Here is a 10787-nt window from a genome sequence, read left to right as displayed (position 1 = left end):
ACGTCAAGCTTAGGCGGGGCCTCTACTCTTCGTCTTCCAAATAGTAGTCGCCTATGTGTCCTTCGGCAGATTCATCACTGAAACGGATGATGTCTTTCATGAAGTTGTCATGGATCTCCTTGATTTTAGGCGATTCATTGACATGTTTCTTCAATACCTTGGCAATATTGCTGGCCTCCTCCAGGTAGAACATGTCATCGGTGGCAGTGCCCAGTTTGTCAGCATCTACCTGCAGCAGCTCTGTTTGCAGATCCATCAGTTTGGGGTCATCTTCACCGTACATGATGAGCGTACCGTGTAGTTTGCTCAGCATTTCGTTGAAGAGCTCCCCCTCATACGGAAGGTTTACCTCCTCGTCATCGTCTGGTCCAAAACCGCCTTTTCCTCCTAAAACATCGTCATCATCGTCGTCTAAAGAGAACTCATCGTCAAAATGGCTATTGTTGAAATCATCCTCATCATAACCATACTCGTCATCGAAACTGCCGCGTGGTGCCATACTGTTAATTTTAAAGCTGTCAGAAATAGTGTTTGCCCTCTGTTGCGTTGGTCTCCTTTTTACGTGTCTGTTTTAAAAAGTGCCTGACAAAAAAGTAAAACTTTCTTGAATGTTTACGCTTTAGGAACGAGCCCGCAAAAATAGACTAAAAACCTATTTTTACTATTCTTTACCCAGCGGCAAAGAGCAGAAGAAGAACTTTATTAAACTTCTGGCTTTGGGCGTCAGCCATTATCAGGAAGAGAAGAGTATACCAAACGATCACCCTAGTACGCCACTTATGACCTCACCACAGCAACTTGATACTTTTGTGCACCAGCAGAAAGCGTTTTTCAATTCGGGGCAAACCAGATCACTGGACTTTAGGATTCAGATGCTGCGCCGTTTGCAGCATGCCATTGAGAAAGAAGAAGACGCCATTATAGCTGCGTTAGCCTCAGATTTCGGGAAACCACCCTTTGAAACCTATGCCACTGAGGTTGCCATTCTGCAGTCTGAACTAAAGTTCATGGTACGCAACCTGCACAAATGGGTGAAATTACGGCGGGTGAAATCCAGCTTCCTGAACTTCCCTTCTACTGATAGCATCTACGCCGAGCCTTACGGCGTTTCTTTGGTGATTGGCGCCTGGAATTACCCGTTTCAACTAACCTTATCACCTATGCTAGGCGCCATTGCCGCAGGGTGCTGCGCCATTCTGAAACCGTCAGAGCTGACCCCGGCCACAAGCCAATTAACCGCCCGCCTTATACAGGAACATTTTCCGCCAGAATACCTGACCGTGGTGCAAGGTGGCCCTGAGGTAAGCCAGGCCCTGCTGGAGTTGCCTTTTGATAAAATCTTTTTCACCGGCAGCGTACCGGTAGGCAAGATAGTAGCCCAGGCTGCCGCCAAACAACTCATTCCCGTCACCCTGGAGTTGGGCGGAAAAAGCCCCTGCCTTATTGATGAAACTGCTAACCTGACGGTGGCGGCCAAACGCATTGTATGGGGGAAGTTCTTGAATGCGGGGCAAACGTGCGTTGCACCAGACTACCTGCTGGTTCATGAAAAGGTAGCCGGACCTTTACTGAAGGCCCTCGCCCAAACCATCACAGACTTCTACGGCACCTCTCCTACCCATAGCCCAGACTTCGCCCGCATCATCAACGACCGTCATTTTCACCGGTTGCAAGGATTGCTGGATAGTACTCATGTGTATTCAGGTGGGGAGACTGATGCGGCGGCCAGGTACATCGCCCCTACGCTGCTTTCTGGCATTACCTGGGAGCACCCCATTATGCAGGAAGAGATCTTCGGGCCACTGTTGCCGGTACTGACCTACTCCTCCCTTCCCGAGGCTATTGCCCAGGTAAATGCCCGTCCTAAACCGCTAGCCCTGTACTTCTTCTCTGAAAACAGCAAGGCCAAAGAAATGGTCTTAACCCAGACTTCTTCCGGCGGCATGTGTATCAATGATACTGTTTCTCATTTGACCAACCCATATTTACCCTTTGGAGGCATAGGCACAAGCGGACAGGGCAATTACCATGGCAAAGCCAGTTTTGATGCTTTCTCACACCAGAAAAGCGTGCTCATGAAACCAGCTCTCCCAGACTTACCCTTCAAATACCCGCCTTACAAGGAAAAGATGAACTGGATGAAAAAAGCTTTCAAATGGCTTTAGCAAATGGCCGAGGAAAGCAGCACTTATAACCGTAAACTAGTTCAGCCTTACAAAGCGGAGAAGCAATTATCTAAGCCATACTTCAGGAAGTAGCCTTAAAACAGCAAAAACTTCAGATTAGTAAATGACGGCTGACATCCAGTTGGAGAATCTTTCATCCAAATAACAGAAGCTCCTGCTTTAAGGCTGATTTATGAAAATCGACCTTAAAGCAGGAGCCTCTGCCTTCAACATCAAAGCACTTTACACCTCAGAAGGCTTGATCATCTTGATGTGGTCAATACCGTCCTCGTCATATACCTCACTGGACTGCACAAACCCGAACCGTTCATAGAACTTTTTAGCGTACAGCTGCGCCCCTATCTTAATTGGCCCTTGCCCGAAGAGCCGGTACGTTTCATCAATGGCTTTTTGCACCAACTGCTGCCCAACCCCTGTTCCGCGCACGGCAGCACTCGTGATGATTCTCCCTATAGAGAGTTCGGGATAAGAGACACCGGCCGGCAGAAGCCGGGCATAGGCTTCTAAGGTGGCCCCACTATAGAAAAGAAGATGGTTGCATTGATCATCCAACCCATCGGGGTCTAGAAAAACACAGTTCTGCTCCACCACAAATACTGCACTTCGCAACTGCAGCAAATCATACAGTTCCTTAGGAGAAAGCTCCTCAAAAGATTTAGTGATCGTTTTAAACTCCATAATTCTACGAAACTAGAGGTTCGCTCTAAAAGCACCAACTTTTCTTGATAACAAAGAATTTTCCTTTGTCTCTAATACAAATTTGAATTTTTATGCCAACGTTTGCATAAAACCTTCTATCTTTATTTATGAACTTCTGATTTCAGAAAAGTAAAATAATTGTTATAATTACACTTATTGTCGGAATAAAGACTTCTTTGTAGTCTTTCACAGCTTTTGATCTTCCCTGATTTAAAAGCTATTGTCAAAGTAACTGATCAACAAGAGCAATATGCAAACAGAAGAAAAAGCAACGATGCAGCTAGAGGAGCTGGAACAGGTGGCCAAGCAAGTGCGCCGCGACATTGTGAGAATGGTACACGGTTGCCAATCAGGGCACCCAGGTGGTTCACTAGGCTGCACCGATTACCTGGTGGCGTTGTACTTCAGAATCATGACCCACTCTCCTGAGTTCAACATGAACGGCGAGGGCGAGGATCTGTTCTTCCTTTCCAACGGACACATTTCACCGGTTTGGTACAGTGTATTGGCACGGGCCGGCTACTTTGAGGTAAGTGAGTTGAAGACCTTCCGCAAACTGGATTCCCGTCTGCAGGGCCACCCTACCACGCATGAAGAATTACCGGGCGTACGCATCGCTTCTGGTTCTTTGGGCCAAGGCTTATCAGTAGCCATCGGCGCAGCCTTGACTAAAAAGTTGAACAATGACCCTGGTCTAGTATTCACCTTACACGGCGATGGCGAGTTGCAGGAAGGCCAAATTTGGGAAGCCGCCCTTTTCGCGCCGCACAACAAAGTAGACAACCTCATTTCTACCATAGACGTGAACGGCCAGCAGATTGACGGCCCTACGGACAGAGTACTGGCCTTGGGCAACCTGCGCGCCAAATGGGAGGCGTTTGGCTGGGATGTGTTGGAAATGAATGGCAATGACCTGGCAGATGTGATCAGAGTACTGGAACTGGCCAAAGCTAAAACCCGCAAAGGCAAACCGATCATGATCCTGATGCAAACCAACATGGGCCACGGCGTGGACTTCATGATGGGCTCGCACAAGTGGCATGGCGTAGCGCCTAATGATGAGCAGCTTTCCCTGGCGCTGAATCAATTGACCAGCAACATGCAGGATTACTAGTCTGCTTTTTAAAATTAGAACGCTGCCGTTTTAGGCTCTTTTTCTGAAAACAACCCCTGAAAGCCGAAGCATTACTTGCCCTGCAGCACAGGGCTTCAACTGAAAACATCAAAATGAAAAAATATACCTATACAGAATCAAAAGACACCCGCTCCGGTTTTGGTGCGGGGCTGGTAGAAGCCGGCCGTAAAAACAAAGACGTGGTAGCCCTTTGCGCTGACTTGGTTGGCTCCCTGAAAATGGGCGATTTCATCAAGGAATTTCCTGAGCGTTTTGTGCAGGTGGGCATTGCCGAAGCCAACATGATGGGCATTGCGGCGGGTATGACCATTGGCGGCAAGATTCCGTTTACCGGCACGTTTGCCAACTTCTCTACGGGCCGGGTGTATGACCAGATCCGTCAGTCTATTGCCTATTCAGACAAGAACGTGAAGATCTGCGCCTCCCACGCTGGTTTAACGCTAGGCGAAGACGGTGCCACCCACCAGATTCTGGAAGACATTGGCATGATGAAGATGCTGCCCGGTATGACTGTTATTAACCCCTGCGACTACAACCAAACCAAAGCCGCCACTATGGCGATCGCCGAGTACGAAGGACCGGTGTATTTGCGTTTCGGCCGTCCGGTGATTCCGGTGTTCACGCCCGCTGATCAGGAGTTTGTGATTGGCAAAGCCTGGATGGTAAACGAAGGCACTGATGTGAGCATCTTCGCGACGGGTCATCTGGTATGGGAAGCAATCAAAGCTGGTGAGAAACTAGCTGAGATGGGCATCTCCGCGGAGATCATCAACATCCACACCATTAAACCGCTGGACGAAGAAGCTATCTTGAAGTCTGTGGCGAAAACGGGTTGTGTGGTAAGCGCTGAGGAGCACAACCGCTTAGGTGGTTTGGGCGACAGCATCGCGCAGTTACTGGCGAAAACCACTCCACTCCCTATGGAATACGTGGCCGTGAACGACTCTTTCGGCGAGAGCGGTACCCCAGAACAATTGATGAAAAAGTACGGCCTTGACGATGCGCACATTGTGCAAGCCGTGCAGAAAGTAATGGAGCGGAAACAGGCATTGGCGGAATAGCCCACTGCACAGGCAAGCCCTGCCTGCTCCCCAAAGGAAAGTAAAAAAGGATTAAGTTAAAGACGGGCTCTTCTGGAGCCCGTTTTTTTTGTAACCAACGTAACCAACTAGAACTTTAAACTTCAATCACATGAATACCCTCCCCTACAAAGCGTTTCTGTTTGATATGAACGGCACCATGATTGACGACATGGATTTCCATACCGAGGCATGGCACAAAATTTTGAACAATGATCTACAAGGCTCTTTCAGCCGCGAAGAAGTAAAAGAACAGATGTACGGCAAGAACAGCGAAGTCCTGGCTCGTTTCTTTGGCGAAGACCGTTTCACCCAGGAGGAAGCCGATGAGTTATCGGTGCAGAAAGAGAAAATCTACCAGAAAGAATACATCTCGCACCTCAGGCTCATCAAAGGGTTGGATGTTTTCCTGAAGAAAGCAGCCGAGCAAAACATCAAAATGGCCATTGCCACTGCAGCCATCACCTTCAACATTGACTTTGTGGTAGATAATCTGGATATCCGCTCCTACTTTGACGCGTTGGTAAGTGCTGATGACGTGACCAAAAGCAAACCCCACCCCGAGACGTTCCTGAAAGCCGCCGAAGGATTAGGGGTAGACCCGAAGGATTGCCTGGTGTTTGAGGATGCGCCCAAAGGCGTAGAAGCTGCCCTGAACGCTGGCATGGATTGCCTGGTGATCACCACCATGCACAGCAAAGACGAGTTTCCTGCCTATGATAACATCATCGGGTTTGTGGAAGACTACACCGATCCGCAAGTGGGAAAGCTTATTAGTGGGGAGGAGAAGTAGAATACAGCTGTTTTAGTGTTGATTTTTGAAAACCGCCTTAAAACAGGAATGACTTTCTATTTACCTACTCTTTTCTCTCTGTGGCGCGGAAGAAACTTCCGCGCCACAGAGAGACTACTACCATCGCTGGCGCGAGCCTCCGGCTCGTGTCCGTACTTATGCAGAGCACACACGCATTTTCGAAATTCCTAAAGAAATCAGGAATGCGTCTGGACACGAGCCTGAGGCTCGCGCCAGCGGAGGTGTATACTCGCTCCTATTCCTGTTTGTCATCTTGGAAAGATCTTGTGGGCAAACTAGAATGGCTTGAACTCAGCGCTACTACCATTCACTCATAAGATCCTTTCAGGATGACAAACAGAGGGAATAGAACTCTTGTGCTTAGCGCACATGGAGGTAAAACTTAAGCAGGCAACAGCCGGCTGTTTCAAGCATGATTTCTCAAAAACAAGCTCAAAATTGTAAGCTTCCCTTTACCCAAATAGACTATTGGTAAACTGCACCTTGATGCCCAACTGGAAATCACTGATGGTTTTGAAGATTTCTTTAAGCGTGACTTGCTCAATTTTGGTGAGGCTCTGAATGTCAAGATAATTGTCTGGCTCGCTTTTATCGTGCATAATTTGGCTGGCCTGTTTGCGCAACCGGAGTCCCATGAGGTAATAATAGGACTGCATGAGTTCCTGACACTGTTTTTCCGTGAAGACGCCTATTTCCGCTAAGGCTTCTATCCGCTCACCGGTATTGGTTTTGAAGATTCGGTTCTGCAGGGCATACACCCGCACCAAATCTACAATGGGTGTCATGGCTTTCTTGATGTCAAACACCTGCTGGGAGCCCACGGTAAAGGTTCTGATGTTTTTGAAGAATGTGAGCGGCGGCTCGTATTGTAGGGCATTGTTGGCCATGTGGAAGAAGAGGCGCGGCATGGGTTTCTGCAGTTCCTCGTCCAGGAAAGAAACCAGTTCTTTCATGATAGCCCCGTCGCCGTAAATGATGCGGCAGTCAAAGAAGGTGGAGAACTGGATGGCCGTTTCGGGCACAATTTCCCGCATCCACTCGTGGTAGTTGCGTTTCCAATGCGAGAGCGAGTGCGTCCATTTGGGGTTTTTGGCCATGTAGCCGCCGGTGCAGTAACTGAACCCAATGTAGTCTAGCTTTTCGGAAACCAAATCAGCAAACCGAAGGAAGTATTCCCGCACCAGTTCGCGCTGTTCATTGGCTTTGTCCTCGTACACAATGGCGTTGTCCTGGTCGGTTTTGAGGGTCTGCTCTTTACGGCCTTCGCTGCCCAGCACCATGAACACAAACTTGGCCGGGGCCGGTCCGCAGATGGCAATTACCTCTTCAATCACTTTCTGGGCAATGGTATCGGCTACAGTGGTGATGACCTGGTTGATAATCTCTGATTTGGCGCCGCGTAAAAGCAATTGCATCACAATCTCTGGTACCCGCTGCCATTTGGCCCGTAACTCTGCTCCGGAGCGCGCCAGTTTCACGGATTGGATGAACACAAATGGCGACTGCGCCTGATCACTTAACAACTTGCTCCGACTGATCATGCCTACGTATTCACCGTACTCCTCAATAAGCAAATATCGGGTTTTGGTGCGGAACATGAGCAGGATAGCCTCATACACGTAGGCGTCTTTTCTTATGGACACAATGGGGTTGTCCATGATCTCCTTTACCTGCCCGCGGACGTCTTCCTGTGCGGCCACTACGTTATCGCGAAGCGTGATGTCTGTGATATAACCGGCAATCTGCCCCACTTCGTTTTTGACAAAGATGCAGCTGGTTTTATGTTCCGCCATGATGCGGGCCGCGGTGTAAATGGGAGTTGTGCTGGTGCAGGTGATAATATGACGGTACTCCACGCTTTCAATGCGGCGGGAATAGAGCTGGTCTGTGGCAATGTAGTTTTCCTCAAATGAGGTAGGGCGCTTCACAAAATGCGCAAACTCCTCGTTTAGCATCCGTATCCCGAACTCCTGGGTAAAATGATGCAAAAACCCTTCATGTGATTTAGCAAGTGCCCTGAAGTCTCTGCGGTGAAGAAAGTACACCCGGGTTCCTTTTTTAGCGATGACTGTCCTCAAAGACTTCTTGCGGTTGAGCAGCATGGAAATGCCGCCGTAGCAATAGCCGGGACCATGCGGTTCCAGCACCCGTTTGTTTTGGGCTGAATCATAGAAAAACGATTCATATTCGCCTTCCACGATCAGGTCTACGCCTCTAAGTTTAGTAGCTTCTTGGTGGTAGATAACGGTGTCTTTAGAATAGGTGACTTCCTGCAGCAGGTCTACCACTCCTATAAGAACATCATCACCTAACAGGTGGAACGGCTTTACGCTTTTCAGAAATTGCAGACGGTCGTTCATAGCCAGTAGAAAAGTAAAACAATGAAAAGTATGGCCCCCATTGCTGCTAAAAGCCAAAGGGGAAAAGAGCGTTTAATTTGAGTTTGCTTATCAGTAGTGTACCGTTTTTTCTGTTGCAGGGCAATGGAGCTTTGCGTTACCACACGTCGTTTACGCAACTCAAAATAACTTTCGGCGGTAGCACGGGCATCTACAACTGCGTTATGCTGGTCCTCCAAGGACTTGTGAAACAAATGGCTGTAGAGTTCGCCTAAGCGCAAATACTTCTTACGGGGCAGGTGCGTGAGGTCTGAAGACGCAATCATGGTGCAGAAAATCGGCAAACTCTCAAAAGGATTGGGCAACCCTTCGCGGTAAAAATCGGCGCTTAAAACATGGTAGTCAAACTGCATGAAGTGCCCGATGACCATGGGACTGTAACGCTGTAATTCTTCCTGTAACAGCAGCAGCACTTCTCCCCTGCTTTTCCCGTTGGACTGCAGAAACTCCGGTGTTAAGTGATGGACCTCAATGGACGAAGGCTTCACCTCAAAGCCATCTGGCCGAATGTAATGGTTTTCGCTTTTTACCAGTTGCCCGTCTTTGGTATAGACAAACCACGCTACCTGCACGGTATGCGGCCAATTCTCCTCGTCAGAATACGGCACGTCCCAGTTTTGGGGCAGTCCTGAGGATTCTATGTCTATAAACAGCAGGTGGTCTTGCATGGTACGTTCTCTCTCTTCCTAAGCGCATCTGCCGAAACAGACTTTTAAACTTACGTATTATGCGGCAGTTTTCTGGTAACCTTCCAGAACGCAGGGGTAATCCCTTGTGATTGCTTAGGTCTCGGCACAGACACTCGGAGGACCTATGGGCATTCCGAGGTCTTTCCGTTATACAGTTACTTTCTCCAAAACAGCCTTAAAACAGGTTCGGCTCCCATTTCTGAGAGCCGAACCTGTTTTTAATTATCCTTTCATCTGGTAGAACATCTCGCTCCAGCGAAGTTCGTTCTTCAGTTGGCTTAACTTGGTGTCTCTGCCAATCACGACGCACTCAATGCCGGCCATCTCCGCGAAGTCTTGCAGTTGCTCTGCGCTGATGTTTTGGCTGTAGCACGTGTGGTGCGCACCACCGGCTAAGATCCAAGCGGCGCAACCGGTTTTCATATCCGGGAGTGGCTTCCACAACACGCGGGCTACTGGAAGGTTTGGCAATTCGTTTTGCGGCTCTACGGCTTCTACTTCGTTTACGATTAACCGGAAACGGTTGCCCATGTCCACGACAGAAGCGTTCAAAGCTGGGCCAGAACCTGCGTTGAACACCAAACGTACCGGATCGGCTTTGCCGCCAATGCCTAACGGGTGAACTTCACAAGAAGGTTTGTCAATGGCAAGGGCCTCATCTACCTCCAGCATGTGCGAACCTAACACCAAAGAATTGTTCGGGTCAAAGTGGTAAGTGTAGTCTTCCATGAAGGCGTTTGCACCTGGCAAACCGCTACCCATTACTTTCATGGCGCGTACTAAAGCGGCAGTTTTCCAGTCGCCTTCACCCGCAAAACCGTAGCCATCGGCCATGAGGCGCTGCACGGCAATACCCGGCAACTGCACCATGCCGTGCAAATCTTCAAAGGTATCTGAGAAGCCTTTATAGCCTCCTTTTTCTAAAAAGGTGCGTAAACCAATTTCGATTTTAGCCGCCTCACGCAAAGAAGCGCGCTGCTCGCCGCCCTCTAACAGGCTTTGGGCTACGGTGTACTTGGTTTCGTATTCCTGTACCAGTTGATCAATGGCCTGGTCAGATACTTCGTTAATCACTTGTACCAGATCTCCAATGCCGTGGGTGTTCACCGCGAAACCGAACTTCAACTCGGCCTCCACTTTGTCACCTTCGGTCACAGCCACGTAGCGCATGTTATCCCCGAACCGTACGAACTTAGCGCCTTGCCAGTCGTTCCATCCGGCGGCTACACGGCACCAGTTATTGATCTCCTGGATTACCTCTGGGTCTTGCCAATGGCCTACTACCACTTTGCGGTCTTTGCGCATGCGCGATACCATAAACCCGAACTCACGGTCACCGTGGGCACTTTGATTTAGGTTCATGAAATCCATATCAATAGAATTCCATGGAATATCGCGGTTAAACTGGGTATGCAGGTGCAACAAAGGCTTCTTCAGGATAGACAGGCCTCTGATCCACATTTTAGCGGGCGAGAAGGTGTGCATCCAGGTGATCACGCCAATGCAGTTTTCAGCAACGTTGGCATCTTGGCAAACCTGGAAGATTTCCTCGGTGGTTTTTACCGTTGGTTTGAAGACAATCCGTACCGGAATTTGCTCAGCGCCGTCCAAGCCCTTCACTATCTCCTGGGAGTGAGCGGCTACCTGGTTTAGGGTTTCTTCGCCGTACAGATGCTGGCTTCCGGTAATGAACCAGACTTCAAATTGTTTTAGATCAATCATGGCAAGTTGTTAAATATTTTATCACTTATTGAGGGAAATGAAACACTCTCTGCCCCACGTAGTG

At 49.0% G+C, this 10787-nt stretch carries 9 protein-coding genes; 4 read left to right on the top strand and 5 right to left on the bottom strand.

Annotated elements, in window-relative coordinates; all coding sequences use genetic code 11:
• Window positions 1-22: 22 nt before the first annotated feature.
• Window positions 23-499, bottom strand: coding sequence for a hypothetical protein (locus DC20_RS10945; RefSeq protein ID WP_062543862.1), 477 nt, complete (start codon window positions 497-499; stop codon window positions 23-25).
• Window positions 500-779: 280 nt separating this feature from the next.
• Between DC20_RS10945 and DC20_RS10940 the strand changes: the two genes are divergently transcribed.
• The gene (locus DC20_RS10940; RefSeq protein WP_062543861.1) at window positions 780-2165 is read left to right on the top strand and encodes an aldehyde dehydrogenase; all 1386 of its coding nucleotides are present in this window, start codon (window positions 780-782) and stop codon (window positions 2163-2165) included.
• Window positions 2166-2408: 243 nt separating this feature from the next.
• On the opposite strand, the gene DC20_RS10935 is transcribed toward DC20_RS10940, so the two are convergent.
• Window positions 2409-2864 carry a GNAT family N-acetyltransferase gene (locus tag DC20_RS10935; protein ID WP_062543860.1) on the bottom strand — a complete coding sequence of 152 codons (456 nt, stop codon included), beginning with the start codon at window positions 2862-2864 and terminating at the stop codon, window positions 2409-2411.
• A 271-nt stretch (window positions 2865-3135) separates the two neighbouring features.
• Between DC20_RS10935 and DC20_RS10930 the strand changes: the two genes are divergently transcribed.
• From DC20_RS10930 to DC20_RS10920, 3 genes are all read left to right on the top strand, one after another.
• Entirely contained in the window at window positions 3136-3999 is an 864-nt protein-coding gene (locus DC20_RS10930) for a transketolase (protein WP_083470304.1), read from the top strand.
• A gap of 113 nt (window positions 4000-4112) precedes the next feature.
• Window positions 4113-5081 (top strand): transketolase family protein, encoded by a 969-nt coding sequence (locus DC20_RS10925; RefSeq protein ID WP_062543859.1) that lies wholly within the window; start codon window positions 4113-4115, stop codon window positions 5079-5081.
• A 130-nt stretch (window positions 5082-5211) separates the two neighbouring features.
• Window positions 5212-5892, top strand: a complete 681-nt coding sequence (locus DC20_RS10920; RefSeq protein ID WP_062543858.1) for an HAD family hydrolase — start codon at window positions 5212-5214, stop codon at window positions 5890-5892.
• Between the two features lie 473 nt (window positions 5893-6365).
• Here DC20_RS10920 and DC20_RS10915 read toward each other — a convergent pair whose 3' ends face one another.
• The 3 genes from DC20_RS10915 to araA form a co-directional block, all read right to left on the bottom strand.
• Complete coding sequence (locus DC20_RS10915) at window positions 6366-8273, bottom strand: DUF294 nucleotidyltransferase-like domain-containing protein (protein WP_062543857.1); 1908 nt, start codon at window positions 8271-8273, stop codon at window positions 6366-6368.
• Complete coding sequence (locus DC20_RS10910; RefSeq protein WP_062543856.1) at window positions 8270-8980, bottom strand: 3'-5' exonuclease; 711 nt, start codon at window positions 8978-8980, stop codon at window positions 8270-8272. The genes DC20_RS10915 and DC20_RS10910 overlap by 4 nt, the downstream gene beginning before the upstream one ends.
• A 243-nt stretch (window positions 8981-9223) precedes the next feature.
• Window positions 9224-10723 carry an L-arabinose isomerase gene (araA, locus tag DC20_RS10905; protein WP_062543855.1) on the bottom strand — a complete coding sequence of 500 codons (1500 nt, stop codon included), beginning with the start codon at window positions 10721-10723 and terminating at the stop codon, window positions 9224-9226.
• Window positions 10724-10787 lie beyond the last annotated feature (64 nt).

It is taken from the genome of Rufibacter tibetensis (genome assembly GCF_001310085.1).
Classification (GTDB): domain Bacteria; phylum Bacteroidota; class Bacteroidia; order Cytophagales; family Hymenobacteraceae; genus Nibribacter; species Nibribacter tibetensis.
The sequence above is the reverse complement of the archived record's forward strand: the minus strand, read 5'-3'. Positions and strand labels throughout refer to the sequence as shown.

Bases quoted from the DNA above. Each gene is read 5' to 3' on its own strand.
- DC20_RS10930 (WP_083470304.1), top strand. From the start codon at position 3,136: ATGCAAACAGAAGAAAAAGCAACGATGCAGCTAGAGGAGCTGGAACAG.
- DC20_RS10945 (WP_062543862.1), bottom strand. From the start codon at position 499: ATGGCACCACGCGGCAGTTTCGATGACGAGTATGGTTATGATGAGGAT.
- DC20_RS10935 (WP_062543860.1), bottom strand. From the start codon at position 2,864: ATGGAGTTTAAAACGATCACTAAATCTTTTGAGGAGCTTTCTCCTAAG.
- DC20_RS10920 (WP_062543858.1), top strand. From the start codon at position 5,212: ATGAATACCCTCCCCTACAAAGCGTTTCTGTTTGATATGAACGGCACC.
- araA (WP_062543855.1), bottom strand. From the start codon at position 10,723: ATGATTGATCTAAAACAATTTGAAGTCTGGTTCATTACCGGAAGCCAG.
- DC20_RS10940 (WP_062543861.1), top strand. From the start codon at position 780: ATGACCTCACCACAGCAACTTGATACTTTTGTGCACCAGCAGAAAGCG.
- DC20_RS10915 (WP_062543857.1), bottom strand. From the start codon at position 8,273: ATGAACGACCGTCTGCAATTTCTGAAAAGCGTAAAGCCGTTCCACCTG.
- DC20_RS10910 (WP_062543856.1), bottom strand. From the start codon at position 8,980: ATGCAAGACCACCTGCTGTTTATAGACATAGAATCCTCAGGACTGCCC.
- DC20_RS10925 (WP_062543859.1), top strand. From the start codon at position 4,113: ATGAAAAAATATACCTATACAGAATCAAAAGACACCCGCTCCGGTTTT.